Genomic DNA, 16012 nt, shown 5'->3' with positions numbered 1-16012 from the left:
GAGTAGCGGCCATGGCAGACGGCGCAAATCGCCCCATCGGGGTGTTTGACAGCGGCGTGGGAGGCCTCAGCGTGCTGCGCGCGCTGCGCGCCGAGCTGCCGCATGAGCGCTTCGTCTACGTGGCCGATAGCGGCTACGCGCCGTATGGCGAGCGGGACGATGCCTTTGTGACCCTGCGTTCGCACACCATCGCCGACTACCTGCTGGAACACCACCAGATCAAGGCGCTGGTAGTGGCCTGCAACACGGCCACGGCGGCAGCCATCAAAGGCATACGCGCAGCCAAACCGACCCTGCCCCTGGTCGGCATAGAACCCGCACTCAAGCCCGCAGCTGCAGCGAGCGAGACCAAGGTGGTCGGCGTGATGGCCACGCGCGGCACCCTGCAGAGCAGCAAGTTCCAGACCCTGCTGGCCAGCCTGGAAGGCCAGGCGCGCTTTGTGCTGCAGCCCTGCGACGGGCTGGCGATTGCAATCGAGCGCAACGACGCTACAAAAATAGGAGTACTTTGCGCAGACTACACGCGGGCTATGGGCTCATTTGGCCTTGAACCCGGAGAAATGGACACCCTGGTGCTGGGCTGCACACACTACCCCTTTGTGGAATCCGTGCTGCGCCAGCACATCGGCCCGGACGTGCGCCTGCTCGAAGGCGGCGCCCCCGTCGCCCGGCAAACCCGCCGCCTGCTGGAGGCAGCCGGCCTGCTGGCCAGCGATACCGCTCGCACCAACGCCTCAACCCTCTTCTTCAGCACCGGAGACACGAACGCGCTAGCCCAGGCGGCGGCGCGCTGGCTGGATTGGGACGCCCGGGTGCAGCCGCTGGTCGCCGAATCCCCAGCCACGCAACGGCCCTAAGCCTTCACCTCCCCAGTCCATTCGGTGCATGGACAAATACTCCCACTCCCCGAATAATGCGCGCCAGCGCAGCCCGCATCAGCGCCCAGCATAGGGCGCGATGCTTTCCATCCTGCGCGGTCGATAGGTCATCACCACCTGAAGGGAGTCGTCCATGCGCATTGCCACGTTCAACGTCGAAAACATGTTTGACAGGGCCAAGGCCCTGAACAGCCAGAACTGGACCGAGGGCAAGCCCGCCCTGGAAGCCCAGAAAGAGCTCAACACCCTGTTCCAGAAGCCCAGCTACAGCGCCGCCGACAAGAAGCGCATGCTCAAGCTGCTGGCTGACAACGGCCTGCTCAAAACGGACGACAGCCCCCTGCTCGTCCTGCGGAAAATTCGCGGCCAGCTCATCAAGCGTCCGCGCGTGGGCGAAGCTGAAATCGTGGCCACCGGGCGCAGCAGCTGGATTGGCTGGGTGGAGCTGAAGACGGAACCCGTCAACGAAACCGCCACCCTCAACACGGCGCGGGTGCTGGACGCCATCGGAGCTGATGTGCAAGCGGTGATTGAGGCGGAGGACCGCACCACGCTGCGCCTGTTCAACGAGCAGGTACTCAAAGACGTGGGCGGCAAGCCCTTTGACCATGTCATGCTGGTGGACGGCAACGACGAGCGCGGTATCGACGTCGGGCTGATGACCCGCGCCAAATACCCCATCGTGTCCATCCGCTCCCATGTGGATGACACCGACGCCAAAGGCTCCATCTTCAGCCGCGACTGCGCGGAGTACGAAATCGCCCTGCCTAAAGACCTGCGCCTCTGGGTGCTGGTGAACCACTTCAAGAGCAAGGGCTACGGCAGCCAGGCCGTGAACGACGCCAAGCGCAAGCGCCAGGCCCAACGCGTGCGCGACATCTACGACGCCCACATCACCGCAGGCGACGCATTGGTGGCCGTGGTGGGCGACCTGAACGAAATCCCCGCCAACGGCCCGCTGGACCCGCTGCTGCGGCAAGGCAGCACCCTGAAAGACATCTCCAGCCACCCCAAGTACAGCAGCGGCGGCAGGGCCGGCACCCATGGCAACTGCGGCCCTTCGGCCAAGCTGGACTACATATTGCTCTCGCCCGCGCTCTACGCCAAGGTCAAAGCCGCCGGTGTGGAGCGGCGCGGCATGTGGGGCGGCACCAAGGGCACCCTATGGCCCCATTTCCCGGAGGTGAGCCACCCGGACGAGGCGGCGTCGGACCATGCGGCCTTATGGGTGGATCTGGATATCTGACAAGGGATTTGGCGTGCCCGGAGGGGATCGAACCCCCGACCCACAGCTTAGAAGGCTGTTGCTCTATCCAACTGAGCTACGGGCACAAAGAACAAAGGCCCTGAAAGGGCCTTTGTAATTGAATGGTGGTCGGGGCGGCGGGATTCGAACTCGCGACCCTCTGCTCCCAAAGCAGATGCGCTACCAGGCTGCGCTACGCCCCGACAACTGGTATTCTAACCCGCGAAGCTTGGGGCCTTTGGCCCGCCATTCCAATTAATTCCCGTTTTCTGCGCCGTGTCCCACCGAACGCCCTCCCTGCCCTGGCTGGAACCCGGCATGCCATTTCCCGACCCCCGCGAAGCCTGGGGCGCCCACACGGATGCACCGGGCTTGCTCGCAGCGGGCGCGGATCTCTCCCCCGCCACATTGCAGGCCGCCTACAGCCAGGCCGTGTTTCCGTGGTTCAGTGAAGGGCAGCCCATCCTTTGGTGGAGTACCGATCCGCGCATGGTGTTGCAGACCCGGGATTTCCGTCTGCACCCCTCCCTGCGCAAAACCCTGAAAGCCTTCACACGCACGCCGGGCTGCGAAGTGCGCATGGACACCGCCTTTGGCGAAGTCATACACGCCTGCGCCCAAAGTGCGCGCAGGGGCCAGTCTGGCACCTGGATCGTGGATGACATGGTGGACGCCTATTGCGCACTGCACGCGCAAAGGCTGGCCCACAGTGTGGAGACCTGGGCAGATGGCAAACTGGTCGGTGGGCTGTACTGCGTGGCACTGGGGCAGGCCGTCTTTGGTGAATCCATGTTCATGCGCGAGACCGATGCCTCCAAGATCGCACTCGCGGGCTTGGTGGCTTTTTGCCGTCACCATGGCATTGCCATGATTGACTGCCAGCAGAACACGCCGCACCTGGCGTCCATGGGGGCTCGCGAAATGCCACGGGCTGCGTTCGCCAAACACGTAGAACAGGCCAGACACGCCCCTGCGCCCACATGGCAGTTCAGCCCTCTATACTGGAGCGAACTTTTGCCTGCCTGATGCCATGGCACGATGACCGACCTGACAGACCTCCCGCTCCAGACGCTGCAGTTCTACGCAACGGCACCGTATGACTGCAGCTATCTGCCAGACCGCCAGGCCCGATCCCAAGTGGCCACACCCAGCCACCTGATCGACAACACCGCCTATTCCGGTCTGGTTGCCAAGGGGTTCCGGCGCAGCGGCATGTTCACCTACCGCCCCTACTGCGATGGCTGCCAGGCCTGCACCCCCCTGCGGGTCGATGCACAGACTTTCACGCCTAACCGCAGCCAGCGCAGGGCCTGGAAGCAACACGAAGCACTGGAGGTTCGTGTACTCCGTCTAGGCTACGTGGCAGAACATTACGCCCTCTACCTGCGCTACCAGACCAGCCGCCACGCGGGTGGCGGCATGGATGAGGACAGCGTGGACCAGTACATCCAGTTCCTGCTGCAAAGCCGGGTCAACTCGCGGCTGGTGGAGTTCCGGGAGCCCGCGCGGGACGGCATCCCTGGCGCGCTGAAGATGGTGTCCATCCTCGACGTGCTGGATGACGGCATTTCTGCGGTCTATACCTTCTTTGATCCGGAACCACAGGCGAGCTACGGTACCTTCAATGTCCTGTGGCAGCTCGCCCAGGCCAAACGCCTGGGCCTGCGTTATGTATACCTGGGCTACTGGATCGAACAAAGCCCCAAGATGCGCTACAAGTCCCTGTTTCGCCCCTATGAACTGCTGCAAAACGGGCAATGGCGTACCGTCACCACCCCTCTGGAGCCTGATTCGTCGGCCCCGCACCACACCGCCGCAGGCGATGGGCCGGCGCAGGGTTAACATCGGGTGACTGACCGACCATGACCAAAAAAGACCTCGACCCGCCCAGCACCCCCACGGTGCAAGTGATTGAACGCATGTTCACCCTCATCGACGTGCTGGCCTCGCGCGAGGATGCCATTCCCCTCAAGGAGATCAGTGAACGGGCGGGCCTGCACCCGTCCACCACCCACCGCATCCTCAACGATCTGGTTGCAGGCCGCTTTGTGGACCGCCCGCAATCGGGCAGTTACCGCTTGGGCATGCGCCTTCTGGAGTTGGGCAATCTGGTCAAGGGCCGGCTGAATGTGCGCGACGCGGCACTCATTCCCATGCGCGAACTGCACAAGTTGACGCAACAACCGGTCAACCTCAGCATGCGCCAGGGTGACGAGATCATCTATGTGGAGCGCGCCTACAGTGAGCGCTCAGGCATGCAGGTAGTGCGTGCCATTGGTGGTCGGGCTCCTCTGCACCTCACCTCCGTCGGAAAGCTTTTTCTCGCTGCGGACGACCCCCTGCGCACCCGCGCCTACGCCACCCGCACCGGCCTGCAAGGCCATACCAAGAACAGCATTACAGATCTGGACACTCTGGAACGCGAACTCTCCAAAGTTCGCCAGTACGGCCAAGCCGGTGACAACGAAGAGCTGGAATTGGGCGTGCGCTGCATGGCAGCAGGCATTTATGACGACCAGGGGAAGCTGGTTGCAGGCCTGTCAATCTCTGCACCTTCTGGCCGTCTGGAAGATGACTGGCTACCCAAGCTGAAAGAAACTGCCCAACAGATCTCCGAAACGCTGGGTTACCGGGGCGCTAAAAGGTAGTTAAGACAGCCGCATGCACACGCCGCGGCCAGAGAAGAGAAGAATTACCCGCGACGGGCGTGTTCGCGACTTGCCAGAGGGGCAACGCGAGACACCGGAGCGTGATTGCTCTCCACCCATTTGCGCACGCGTTCTGCATCGCCAATACGACTGAGCTTGCCAGCCGAATCAAGGAACACCATGATCAGCTTGCGGCCGGCCACTTTGGCTTGCATGACCAGGCACTGGCCAGCTTCGGTGATGTAACCGGTCTTCTGCAAGCCAATATCCCAGGACGGGTTTTTCACCAGTCGGTTGGTATTGTTGTACTGCAGGGTACGGTTGCCAACGGCAACCTGGTAGCCAGTAGAGGTCGACAACTCACGCAGAACCGGGTCACTGTGGGCATAGTTGACCAGCGTTGCCAGGTCCTTGGCGCTTGACTGGTTCTTGCTCGACAGGCCGGTAGGCTCAACATAGCGGGTGTCCTGCATGCCCATGAGCTTGGCTTTCAGATTCATCTGGTTCACAAACACCTGGACGCCACCGGGGTAGGTGCGGCCCAGTGCGTGGGCTGCGCGGTTTTCGCTGGCCATGAGGGCCAGATGCAGCAACTCGCCACGGCTCAGCTCCGTGCCAACACGCAGACGCGAGGAACTGCCCTTTTCCGTGTCCACATCCGCCTGGGTGATGGTGATGACCTCGTCCATGGGCAACTGGGATTCACTGATCAGAACCCCGGTCATCAGCTTGGTGATGGAGGCAATCGGCAGAACAGCCGATTCATTCTTGCTGAACAGAATTTCATTGGTATCCTGGTCCACCACCAAGGCAACGCTGGATTTCAGATCCAGATCGTCCTGCATACCATGCAAGCCCGCCAATTGGCCAAAAGAGGGCCGCGGAGGCACCACGGCCACCACCTTGTGGGTCGCCTTGGCACGGGCCAGCTTCTTGACGGAGGTCTTCGCGGCGACTTTCTTCAACGCCGTCTTCTTGACTTGGGCCTGCTTCACAGCAGTTTGCGCCGCGCGGTGCTTCTTGTGTTGGGCAGCTGCACCAGCCTGGGGCAGGAATATGAAAGCAGCCACCAGGCCGCCAACACAGAGTTGCATGAGTCCGCGTTTCAGCATAAGTCCTTCCAGGGGCAGGGAAATTGCAATTCCCCTACACAGCCAATTGATACGGGCTGGAGTTTAAACAGAAAACCCATGCGTTATCAACAACTTGCAGGCCAAACCTCAAGAATATTTTGACGTCAGACCTCAACCCTGGGCAGCAACCCGGTCAGATTTGCTCTGCAGCTTGTTCAAGGCGCTCAGATAGGCCTTGGCAGAGGCGACCACGATGTCGGGATCCGCGCCCACACCATTGACCACCCGCCCGCTGTTTTGCAGGCGTACGGTCACCTCCCCTTGGCTCTCGGTGGAGCCGCTGATCGCGTTCACCGAGTACAGCACCATCTCAGCCCCGCTCTGCACATGGGACTCAATGGCCTTGAGCGACGCGTCGACCGGGCCATTGCCATCTGAGGCACCCTTGACCTCCTTCCCGCCGACCGTGAAGACCACAGCAGCATGCGGACGCTCACCGGTTTCGCTGTGTTGCGAGAGGGAGACAAAGCTATACTGCTCGTTATCCTGTGTCACGCTGTCATCGCTGACCAAAGCTAGGATGTCCTCGTCGAAGATATCGCTCTTGCGGTCGGCCAGTTCCTTGAAGCGCGCAAAAGCGGCGTTGATCTCCGCCTCGCTCTCGAGCTGCACACCCAACTCCTGCAGGCGCTGCTTGAAGGCATTGCGCCCGCTGAGCTTGCCCAGCACGATCTTGTTGGCTGTCCAGCCCACGTCCTCGGCACGCATGATCTCGTAGGTGTCACGCGCTTTCAGCACACCATCCTGATGAATGCCCGAGGCGTGCGCGAAGGCGTTGGCGCCCACCACGGCCTTGTTGGGCTGCACAACGAAGCCCGTGGTCTGGCTGACCATGCGGCTTGCGGCCAGAATGTGCGTCGCGTCCACACCCAGCTCCAGGCCAAAGTAGTCGCGGCGTGTCTTCACCGCCATGACGATTTCTTCCAAACTGCAGTTGCCCGCGCGCTCGCCCAGGCCGTTGATGGTGCACTCCACCTGGCGCGCACCGCCAATCTTCACGCCAGCGAGGGAATTGGCCACGGCCATGCCCAGGTCGTTGTGGCAGTGCACGGACCAGATCGCCTTGTCCGAATTGGGAATGCGCTCCCGCAGGGTCTTGATAAAGTTGCCATACAGCTCAGGAATGGCGTAACCCACGGTATCCGGCACGTTGATGGTGGTCGCACCTTCGTGGATCACGGCCTCCAGCACGCGGCACAGAAAATCCACATCGCTACGGTAGCCATCTTCGGGGCTGAACTCGATGTCGGCCACGAGATTGCGCGCAAAGCGGACCGATTGCTTGGCCTGCTCCAGCACCTGCTCGGGCGTCATGCGCAGCTTCTTCTCCATGTGCAGCGCAGAGGTCGCAATGAAGGTGTGAATACGCGCACGATTGGCCCCCTTCAGGGCCTCGGCAGCGCGCGCAATGTCACGGTCATTGGCCCGCGAGAGCGAGCAAATGGTGGAGTCCTTGATCGTGTTGGCAATCAGCTGCACGGCCTCGAAATCACCGTTGGAGCTGGCCGCAAAACCGGCCTCGATCACATCCACCTTGAGGCGTTCGAGCTGGCGCGCAATGCGCAGCTTCTCATCGCGTGTCATGGACGCGCCAGGCGATTGTTCGCCATCACGCAAGGTGGTATCAAAAATAATCAGTTTGTCGCTCATCTTGTTCTCCTCACGCATCCATTACATGTGCAGGCCACGCTCTTCGGGCTCGTCCGTGGATGTGCTGATCACACTGGTGCGCACACCACGTGCGCGCCGCACACCATAAATCACATAGCCGCTCAGGCCGTACACCACAAACACACCAAAAATCACTGTCGGTGGGTCGATATTGATGATCGCAATGCCCAGGGCAATCAGCACGATCACGGCAAAGGGCACGCTCTTCTTCATGCTCACATCCTTGAAGCTGTAGAAAGGCACATTGGTCACCATGGTCAGGCCTGCATAGAGCGCGAAGCCAAAGGTAACCCAGGGAATGGAGATGCCCCATAGCACTTCAGTTCCCTTGATACCGGTCTCGGTCATCAGCCAGATGAAACCAATAACGAGCGCCGCGGCGGCGGGAGATGGCAGGCCCTGGAAGTAGCGCTTGTCGACCACGCCGGTATTCACGTTGAAACGCGCCAGGCGCAGCGCGGCGCAGGCGCAATAGACAAAGGCAGCAATCCAGCCCCAGCGGCCCAGCCCCTGCAAGGCCCAGACGTAGGAGATCAGCGCTGGCGCAGCACCAAAGGACACCATGTCCGACAGCGAATCCATCTGCTCACCAAACGCACTTTGCGTGTTGGTCATGCGGGCCACACGTCCGTCCAGGCTATCGAGCACCATGGCCAGAAAAATGCCCACGCAGGCCAGGTCAAAACGGCCATTCATGGCCATCACAATGCCGTAGAAGCCACCAAACAGGGCCGCGAGCGTAAACAGGTTGGGCAACACATAAATGCCCTTGCGCCGCTTGATCGTCACCACCGCGTCGGGGGCTACCGCTTTCGAATCCGAACCGTCATGCATAGTCTCTCCTTGCGTGCCCGCACACGCCGCAACGGCCTGCGTTTCAGGGGGCACCAACTCCACGCAGTGTAAAGCAGTGGCAGGCCGCCACCTGGTTGGGGCCACGCATAAAAAAGGGCCACCGAAGTGGCCCTTTCGCTCGATACGCAGGGTATCAGTTGCGGCTTTGGTCCACCAGCTTGTTCTTGGCGATCCAGGGCATCATGGCGCGCAGCTTGCCACCCACCACTTCGATGCTGTGGTCGGCAGTGTTGCGACGGCGGGCGGTCATGCTCGGGTAGTTCAGACGACCTTCCTGGATGAACATCTTGGCGTAGTCACCGTTCTGGATGCGCTTCAGTGCGTTGCGCATGGCCTTGCGGGATTCTTCGTTGATGACTTCAGGACCAGTCACGTACTCGCCGAACTCCGCGTTGTTGGAGATGGAGTAGTTCATGTTGGCAATGCCGCCTTCGTAGATCAGGTCCACGATGAGCTTGAGCTCGTGCAGGCACTCGAAGTAGGCCATTTCGGGAGCGTAGCCAGCTTCAACCAGGGTTTCGTAACCCATCTTGATCAGTTCGACAGCGCCGCCGCACAGCACGGCTTGTTCGCCGAACAGGTCAGTCTCGGTTTCTTCCTTGAAGTTGGTTTCGATGATGCCGGCCTTACCGCCACCGTTGGCCATGGCGTAGGACAGGGCGAGGTCACGGGCCTTGCCGGATTTGTCCTGGTGCACGGCCACCAGGTGGGGCACGCCGCCGCCTTGGGCATAGGTGGAACGCACGGTGTGGCCGGGTGCCTTGGGGGCGACCATCCACACGTCCAGATCGGCGCGGGGCACGACTTGGTTGTAGTGCACATTGAAGCCGTGGGCAAAGGCCAGCGAAGCGCCTTGCTTGATGTTGGGGGCTACGTTGTTGTTATAGACCTCGGCGATTTGCTCGTCAGGCAACAGAATCATGACCACGTCAGCAGCCTTCACGGCATCGTTCACTTCCAGAACGTTCAGGCCGGCCTTGCCAACCTTGTCCCAGGAAGCGCCACCCTTGCGCAGACCGACCACGACCTTCACGCCGCTGTCATTCAGGTTTTGTGCGTGGGCGTGGCCTTGGGAGCCGTAACCGATGATGGCCACAGTCTTGCCCTTGATCAGGCTGAGGTCACAATCCTTGTCGTAAAAAACTTTCATTTTTCTCTCCGAAATTAAATATTGGCGAAAGCGCCCGGTTGCAAAAATTACCCAAGCTCAGGGCGAACGGTAAACACTGTCGCCAAACAATTCCTGTGTGGTGAGCCAGCCGAAGCACACACAGGAAAACCGAAATCAAACCCGCAGAATGCGCTCGCCACGGCCGATGCCACTGGAGCCGGTACGCACCGTCTCCAGGATCGCCGCACGCTCGATGGCTTCGAGGAATGCGTCGTTCTTGGACTGATCGCCCGTGAGTTCAATGGTGTAGCTCTTCTCCGTGACGTCGATGATGCGTCCGCGGAAGATATCCGCCATGCGCTTCATCTCCTCACGCTCCTTGCCCACCGCACGCACCTTGACCATCATGAGCTCTCGCTCGATGTAGGCGCCTTCGGTCAGGTCCACCACCTTCACCACCTCAATGAGACGGTTCAGGTGCTTGGTGATCTGCTCGATGACGTCATCCGAACCCGTGGTCTGGATGGTCATGCGCGACAGGCTGGCATCTTCCGTGGGTGCCACGGTCAGCGATTCAATGTTGTAGCCACGGGCCGAGAACAGGCCCACCACGCGGGAGAGAGCGCCGGGCTCGTTCTCCAGCAAAACTGCAATGATGTGTTTCATGAAAAGTGATTCCTCTTTTCGCTGCCCTCCCCGTACGGCGGTAACCGTACAGCTCGGCAGACAATAGATTCATTCAAAAATGATAGCAGCTCGCGCAATGTTCATGCGGGCTAGGTCATCAAAACGTTCAGAACGGGCTTAAAGATCCTCCGCGCCCAGCAGCATCTCGGTGATGCCCTTGCCGGCCTGCACCATGGGGAACACGTTCTCCGTGGGGTCGGTCCGGAAGTCCATGAACACCGTGCGGTCCTTGAGCTTGCGGGCCTCGCGCAATGCCGGCTCGACGTCTTCTGGACGTTCGATCAGCATGCCGACGTGGCCATAAGCCTCTGCCAGTTTCACAAAATTGGGCAGCGCGTCCATGTAGCTGTGGCTGTAACGGCCTTCGTACTCCACTTCTTGCCACTGGCGCACCATGCCCAGATAGCGGTTATTCAGGGAGCAGATCTTGATTGGCGTGTTGTACTGCAGGCAGGTGGACAGTTCCTGGATGTTCATCTGCACCGAGCCTTCGCCAGTGATACAGAACACTTCGGCCTGCGGCTTGGCCAGTTTGATGCCCATGGCATAGGGAATGCCCACACCCATGGTGCCCAGACCACCGGAATTGATCCAGCGGCGTGGCTCGTCAAACTTGTAGTACTGCGCAGCCCACATCTGGTGCTGCCCCACGTCGGATGTGATGTAGGTGTCGCCATCCTTGGTCATATTCCACAGCGTTTCCACCACGTACTGGGGCTTGATGACGTCGCCATTGCCACGGCTGTACTTCATGCAGTCGCGCTTGCGCCAGCCTTCAATCGTGTCCCACCAGGCGCCCAGCGCGTTGGCGTCGGGCTTGACACTGCCTTCACGGATCATGCTGATCATCTCGGTCAGCACATCCTTCACGTCGCCCACGATCGGGATATCAACCTTCACGCGCTTGGAAATGCTCGAAGGATCGATGTCGATATGAATGATCTTGCGTTCGTTTTGCGCAAAGTGCTTGGGATTGCCAATCACGCGATCGTCAAAACGCGCGCCTACGGCCAGCAGCACATCGCAGTTCTGCATGGCGTTATTGGCTTCCACCGTACCGTGCATGCCCAGCATACCCAGGAACTTGGACGAGCTGGCCGGATAAGCGCCCAGGCCCATCAGCGTGTTGGTGCAGGGGTAGCCCAGCATGTCCACCAGCGTGCGCAACTCTTGCGAAGCATTACTCAGCAGTACGCCACCGCCGGTGTAGATGTAGGGACGCTTGGCTGCCAGCAACAGCTGCAGGGCCTTGCGGATCTGGCCGCCATGGCCCTTGCGCACCGGGTTGTAGGAGCGCATTTCCACGGTCTCGGGGTAGCCGTGGTACGGAACCTTCTTGAAGGACACGTCCTTCGGGATATCCACCACCACGGGGCCGGGGCGGCCGCTGCGCGCAATGTGGAACGCCTTTTTCATGACCTCGGCCATGTCCTTGGCGTCCTTGACCAGGAAGTTGTGCTTCACGATGGGGCGGGTAATACCCACGGTATCGCATTCTTGGAAGGCGTCCAGACCGATGGCGTGCGTGGGGACCTGTCCGCTGATGATCACCATGGGAATGCTGTCCATGTACGCCGTGGCGATACCGGTCACCGCATTCGTCAGGCCGGGGCCGGAGGTGACCAGGGCCACGCCCACGTCACCCGTGGCGCGTGCGTAGCCGTCAGCGGCGTGCACCGCAGCCTGCTCGTGGCGCACCAGCACGTGCTGAATCGTGTCTTGTTTGTAAAACGCGTCGTAAATGTGCAAAACCGCACCACCGGGGTAGCCCCAGATGTATTTCACGTTCTCGGCTTGCAGGGATTTGACCAAAACCTCGGCGCCACGCAGTTCGGGCACAGCAGAAGATTTGGACGCAGAAGATGCCGAAGCGATTTCAGCTTTTGTAATTTCCATGATGAACCTTTGTGAATTTCTCTAACGAAAAACCTTGGGTGCCCCTACGCAAACTCTTGTGAAGTCGTGTCGGAACTTGAGATCCAAGCCATGGACGCATCGAATATTGCGCCGGACCGGGACCCGTTTGCCTTTTGATTTGCAGACCGCATTATCGCACTGCTTTTGACCCGCCCCGCAGCCAGCGGTCCGCTGCGGGCATTTGCAATGCCATAATCCGGGCGCTTGCGCACTGGCGCAAGCCTACTTTCAGCATCAAAAGACCCACCGCTTGGCTACCGAACAAGAGCTGTCCGATTTCCTGAAAAGCGTCGAAGGACGGGCCTTCAAGCGCTCGGTCTACCACGTACGCAACGACCAGGCAGCCCTGGACATCGTGCAGGACAGCATGATGAAACTGGCCGAGCACTACGGCCACAAGCCCGTAGAAGAGCTGCCCATGCTGTTTCAGCGCATCCTTTCCAACTGCACACTGGACTGGTTTCGCCGCCAAAAAACCCATAACGCCCTGTTTTCGAACATGGGCGACTTCGAAACCGCGGGCGAAGAAGGCGACTTTGACCTGCTGGAAACCCTGCATTCGGAGAGTGTTCCGGAACAAAACGAGAGTTCGGAAACTCAGTTGGAGCGGGCACAGACCTTGCGGGCGATAGAAACCGAGATTCTGGAGCTCCCGGCACGTCAACGAGAAGCCTTTCTCATGCGTTACTGGGAGGATATGGACGTTGCGGAGACGGCCGCCGCCATGGGATGCTCCCAGGGAAGTGTCAAAACACACTGCTCACGAGCGGTTCATGCCTTGGGTGCCGCCCTCAAGGCCAAGGGAATACGACTATGACAAGCATTCGACACGCCAAGCCCCCTTTCTCTGGTCAGGACGACCTGGGACGCGCCATTGCGTCTCGTCTGAACGACGCCAGCCAGCAACTTCCCCACGAAGTCAGCGAGCGGCTCAAGGCGGCACGCATGCTGGCGCTGGAAAAGCGCCGCCAGGCCCATGTGCGTCTGGCTTCAGCCGTGGTCCACAGCGGTGGCAGCACGGCTGCGCTGCAAATGGGTGGCGAGCTGCGCGGCGTATGGCGCATGCTGGGTGCCTGGCTTCCCCTGCTGGCCCTGGTCGCCGGCTTGGTCACCATCGACTTTGTGCAGGACGACTTCCGCGCACAGGAAATCGCGGACGTGGATGTGGAACTGCTGACCGACGACCTGCCCCCAGACGCTTTCACCGATCCGGGTTTTGCCCAGTATCTGCGCGTCAACCGTTCTGAATAATCGTTACCTCTCTGCGCCGCCACAGCCTTCCATGCCCCTGCACACGCTGCCACCCTTCTCCCGCCCTGCCTTCGCTGCCGGGCTTGTGGCATGCCTGATCACTGCGCTGGCACCGCTGGGCGCTTGGGCGCAAGCCGCAGCCGTAACTCCACCACCTGCAACCAGTCTCAGCACCCCTATCGTGGCGCTGGACTGGAAGGATCTGAGCACCGTACAGCGCCAATCCCTGCAACCGCTTGAGGCGGCATGGCCCAACCTGAGCAACGGCCAGCGCCGCAAATGGATTGCGCTAGCCAAAAACTACCCACAGCTGGGCCCCGCAGAACAAACCAAGATGCATGGCCGCATGGCCGAGTGGGCTGCGCTCAAGCCACGCGACCGCGAAATGGCGCGCCTGAACTTTGCCGAAGTCAAGAAAGTCACGCCCGAGCAGCGCGCCGCCAACTGGGAGGCCTACAAGGCCCTGACTCCGGAAGAAAAGAGCCGCCTGGCCAAGAAGACGCCGGGAAAGCCGGCCGGTGCGGCCGTCAGCGCCAAACTCGTCCCGCCCAGCAAGCTCACACCGGTCCCCGTTACCCGGCTGTCGCCCGAGGCAGACCGGGCCCGCTTCACCGCCCAGCAAGCGATTGACCCCAATACGCTGCTGCCGGTCATGGCGCCCTCTAATTAATAAGCGCCGGCAAGCTTGGGCCCCACAGGCCCCTCTCTACAATCGGGGCCCATGTCGTCTGACCCCACCCTGCCCGCTTCGCCGCCTCCCCTGCCCCTGAATGCACCCAGCCTGCGCCGCCGCATGGCCTGCTGGCTGTACGAAGGCATTCTGCTGTTTGGCGTGGTATTTCTGGCCGGCTACCTGTTTGGCACGCTCAGCCAGACGCGCAACGCGATGGACAACCGCCATGGCTTGCAGGCCTTTGTTTTCGTCATCTTTGGCATCTATTTCGCCTGGTTCTGGGCCCATGGACAAACTCTGGCCATGAAAACCTGGAACATCCGCCTGGTGGACCGCCAAGGCCAGCGCGTGACACAACTGCGGGCCCTGGGCCGCTATGTGCTGAGCTGGGTCTGGTTTCTACCGCCGCTGGCTGCCGTGGCCCCGTTTCACCTCAACGCGGCGGAGATGACCGTCATCACCCTGGGCTGGATTGCCGTCTGGGCCCTGCTGAGCCGCTTTCACCCCCAACGCCAGTTCTGGCACGACGCTCTGGCGGGTACCCGGCTAGTCACCTCCCCGCCCCTGAGCCGCTAAGCGGCCCCCTCTTCTTCATGGAACCTACCTTGTCGTCTGCTGACACTCCGGTCAATCCGCAAAAAGAACGCACCGGCTTGAACCGCGTGTGGCACGCCTTTGGGTACTCGCTGGCCGGACTCCGCGCCGGCTGGGGCGAAACCGCCTTTCGCCAGGAATGCATCGCCGCCTTTGTACTGGTGCCGTTGGCCTTCTGGCTGGGCCGCAGCTGGGTGGAGGTCGCGCTGCTGGCCGGCAGCGTGCTGCTGCTCATGGTGGTGGAACTGCTCAACACCGCCATCGAGACCGCCATCGACCGCGTGGGTCCCGAGTGGCATGACCTCTCCAAACGCGCCAAGGATATGGGTAGTGCCGCGGTGCTGTTGAGCCTGCTGGTCTGCGCGGGTATCTGGTTGGCAGCACTGGGCCAGCGCTTTTTCGCATGAGCGCGCCCGCCTTCTCCCTCTGCGTCTACTGCGGCTCGCGCCCCGGAGCAGACCCCGCCTATATGGAGGTGGCACGCGAAGTGGGCCGCTGGATTGCGGCACACGGCGGCCAGCTCGTCTATGGCGGTGGCCACAACGGCCTCATGGGCGCGGTGGCTGATGCCACGCTGCAGGCCGGTGGCCGCGTGGTGGGCATCATCCCGCAGGCGCTGGTGGACAAGGAATGGGCGCACCGGGGCTGCACCGAACTGCACGTGGTGGACACCATGCATGACCGCAAACGCATGATGGCCGAGCGCGCCGACGCGTTTCTGGCCTTGCCCGGCGGCATCGGCACGCTGGAAGAGTTGTTCGAGGTCTGGACTTGGCGCCAGCTGGCCTACCACGACAAGCCCATCGGCCTGCTCAATACGGCAGGCTATTACCAGGGGCTGATGGATTTCATGGGCACCACCATCACCCAGGGCTTTCTGGGCGAGTGGCAGATGGGGCTGGTGCGGGTGGGCAACACGCCAAAGGTGCTGTTGCCTGAACTGGTACAGGCTGCGGGCCTGAGCTTGGCGCCGCGGCTAGAAAATATCTAGGCCGAGGATCTGGCCTTAAACGGCAGACTCGTCCTGCTCGCCGGTGCGGATGCGGATCACGCGTTCCACGGCAGTCACGAAAATCTTGCCGTCACCGATCTTGCCGGTGTGGGCGGCCTTGACGATGGCGTCCACGCAGCGGTCCACGTCTTCGGTCTTCACGACCACTTCCACCTTCACCTTGGGCAGAAAGTCCACCACGTACTCGGCACCGCGGTAGAGCTCGGTATGGCCCTTCTGGCGCCCGAAGCCCTTCACTTCAGTCACAGTCAGGCCGGTCACGCCGCAATCTGCCAGCGCTTCGCGGACTTCTTCGAGTTTGAACGGTTTGACGACGGCGGTGATCTGTTTCATGGT

The 16012-nt window shown here is 61.2% G+C and carries 18 protein-coding genes and 2 tRNA genes; 11 read left to right on the top strand and 9 right to left on the bottom strand.

What is annotated here, in order from left to right:
- The first annotated feature begins 11 nt into the window (after positions 1 to 11).
- On the top strand, positions 12 to 857 hold the full coding sequence (murI, locus tag AC1RNN_RS03545; protein ID WP_493085933.1) for a glutamate racemase: 846 nt from the start codon (positions 12 to 14) through the stop codon (positions 855 to 857).
- Positions 858 to 1011: 154 nt separating this feature from the next.
- The gene (locus AC1RNN_RS03540) at positions 1012 to 2124 is read left to right on the top strand and encodes an endonuclease/exonuclease/phosphatase family protein (protein ID WP_493085934.1); all 1113 of its coding nucleotides are present in this window, start codon (positions 1012 to 1014) and stop codon (positions 2122 to 2124) included.
- 9 nt (positions 2125 to 2133) lie between these two features.
- Here the strand turns inward: AC1RNN_RS03540 and AC1RNN_RS03535 are convergent.
- Together AC1RNN_RS03535 and AC1RNN_RS03530 are read right to left on the bottom strand one after the other, a co-directional pair.
- A tRNA-Arg gene (locus AC1RNN_RS03535) sits at positions 2134 to 2210 on the bottom strand.
- 40 nt (positions 2211 to 2250) lie between these two features.
- A tRNA-Pro gene (locus AC1RNN_RS03530) sits at positions 2251 to 2327 on the bottom strand.
- Between the two features lie 115 nt (positions 2328 to 2442).
- Between AC1RNN_RS03530 and aat the strand changes: the two genes are divergently transcribed.
- From aat to AC1RNN_RS03515, 3 genes are read left to right on the top strand one after another with little or no spacing between them, the layout of a single operon-like run.
- Complete coding sequence (gene aat / locus AC1RNN_RS03525; protein WP_493085936.1) at positions 2443 to 3150, top strand: leucyl/phenylalanyl-tRNA--protein transferase; 708 nt, start codon at positions 2443 to 2445, stop codon at positions 3148 to 3150.
- A 12-nt stretch (positions 3151 to 3162) separates the two neighbouring features.
- The gene (locus AC1RNN_RS03520; RefSeq protein ID WP_493085937.1) at positions 3163 to 3966 is read left to right on the top strand and encodes an arginyltransferase; all 804 of its coding nucleotides are present in this window, start codon (positions 3163 to 3165) and stop codon (positions 3964 to 3966) included.
- A gap of 20 nt (positions 3967 to 3986) precedes the next feature.
- Positions 3987 to 4772 carry an IclR family transcriptional regulator gene (locus AC1RNN_RS03515; protein WP_493085939.1) on the top strand — a complete coding sequence of 262 codons (786 nt, stop codon included), beginning with the start codon at positions 3987 to 3989 and terminating at the stop codon, positions 4770 to 4772.
- A 44-nt stretch (positions 4773 to 4816) separates the two neighbouring features.
- Here AC1RNN_RS03515 and AC1RNN_RS03510 read toward each other — a convergent pair whose 3' ends face one another.
- From AC1RNN_RS03510 to AC1RNN_RS03485, 6 genes are all read right to left on the bottom strand, one after another.
- Positions 4817 to 5884: a serine hydrolase gene (locus AC1RNN_RS03510; protein WP_493085941.1), complete on the bottom strand. Its 1068-nt coding sequence runs from the start codon at positions 5882 to 5884 to the stop codon at positions 4817 to 4819.
- A 132-nt stretch (positions 5885 to 6016) separates the two neighbouring features.
- Positions 6017 to 7555 carry a 2-isopropylmalate synthase gene (locus AC1RNN_RS03505; RefSeq protein ID WP_493085943.1) on the bottom strand — a complete coding sequence of 513 codons (1539 nt, stop codon included), beginning with the start codon at positions 7553 to 7555 and terminating at the stop codon, positions 6017 to 6019.
- Positions 7556 to 7576: 21 nt separating this feature from the next.
- Positions 7577 to 8410, bottom strand: a complete 834-nt coding sequence (gene pssA, locus AC1RNN_RS03500) for a CDP-diacylglycerol--serine O-phosphatidyltransferase (protein ID WP_493085944.1) — start codon at positions 8408 to 8410, stop codon at positions 7577 to 7579.
- 154 nt (positions 8411 to 8564) lie between these two features.
- On the bottom strand, positions 8565 to 9581 hold the full coding sequence (gene ilvC, locus AC1RNN_RS03495) for a ketol-acid reductoisomerase (RefSeq protein WP_493085946.1): 1017 nt from the start codon (positions 9579 to 9581) through the stop codon (positions 8565 to 8567).
- Positions 9582 to 9716: 135 nt separating this feature from the next.
- Entirely contained in the window at positions 9717 to 10208 is a 492-nt protein-coding gene (gene ilvN / locus AC1RNN_RS03490; protein WP_094478519.1) for an acetolactate synthase small subunit, read from the bottom strand.
- Positions 10209 to 10346: 138 nt separating this feature from the next.
- Complete coding sequence (locus AC1RNN_RS03485; protein WP_493085948.1) at positions 10347 to 12125, bottom strand: acetolactate synthase 3 catalytic subunit; 1779 nt, start codon at positions 12123 to 12125, stop codon at positions 10347 to 10349.
- A gap of 232 nt (positions 12126 to 12357) precedes the next feature.
- On the opposite strand from AC1RNN_RS03485, the gene AC1RNN_RS03480 reads away from it, so the two are divergent.
- Genes AC1RNN_RS03480 through AC1RNN_RS03455 form a run of 6 tightly spaced genes read left to right on the top strand, consistent with a single transcriptional unit; the run spans position 12358 to position 15655 of the window.
- A complete protein-coding gene (locus tag AC1RNN_RS03480) occupies positions 12358 to 12963 on the top strand; it encodes an RNA polymerase sigma factor (protein ID WP_493087065.1) in 606 nt (201 codons plus the stop codon).
- Positions 12960 to 13397, top strand: coding sequence for a DUF3619 family protein (locus AC1RNN_RS03475; protein ID WP_493085950.1), 438 nt, complete (start codon positions 12960 to 12962; stop codon positions 13395 to 13397). The genes AC1RNN_RS03480 and AC1RNN_RS03475 overlap by 4 nt, the downstream gene beginning before the upstream one ends.
- A 31-nt stretch (positions 13398 to 13428) precedes the next feature.
- A complete protein-coding gene (locus AC1RNN_RS03470) occupies positions 13429 to 14067 on the top strand; it encodes a DUF3106 domain-containing protein (RefSeq protein WP_493085952.1) in 639 nt (212 codons plus the stop codon).
- Positions 14068 to 14118: 51 nt separating this feature from the next.
- The gene (locus tag AC1RNN_RS03465; RefSeq protein WP_493085954.1) at positions 14119 to 14646 is read left to right on the top strand and encodes an RDD family protein; all 528 of its coding nucleotides are present in this window, start codon (positions 14119 to 14121) and stop codon (positions 14644 to 14646) included.
- 17 nt (positions 14647 to 14663) lie between these two features.
- Positions 14664 to 15071, top strand: a complete 408-nt coding sequence (locus tag AC1RNN_RS03460; RefSeq protein ID WP_493085956.1) for a diacylglycerol kinase — start codon at positions 14664 to 14666, stop codon at positions 15069 to 15071.
- Complete coding sequence (locus AC1RNN_RS03455; RefSeq protein WP_493085958.1) at positions 15068 to 15655, top strand: LOG family protein; 588 nt, start codon at positions 15068 to 15070, stop codon at positions 15653 to 15655. The genes AC1RNN_RS03460 and AC1RNN_RS03455 overlap by 4 nt, the downstream gene beginning before the upstream one ends.
- 15 nt (positions 15656 to 15670) lie before the next feature.
- Here the strand turns inward: AC1RNN_RS03455 and AC1RNN_RS03450 are convergent, their stop codons facing one another.
- A complete protein-coding gene (locus tag AC1RNN_RS03450; RefSeq protein WP_294768676.1) occupies positions 15671 to 16009 on the bottom strand; it encodes a P-II family nitrogen regulator in 339 nt (112 codons plus the stop codon).
- Positions 16010 to 16012: the final 3 nt, after the last annotated feature.

Source organism: Rhodoferax sp. GW822-FHT02D07 (assembly GCF_058802405.1).
This window is presented reverse-complemented; position numbering and strand designations above follow the sequence as displayed.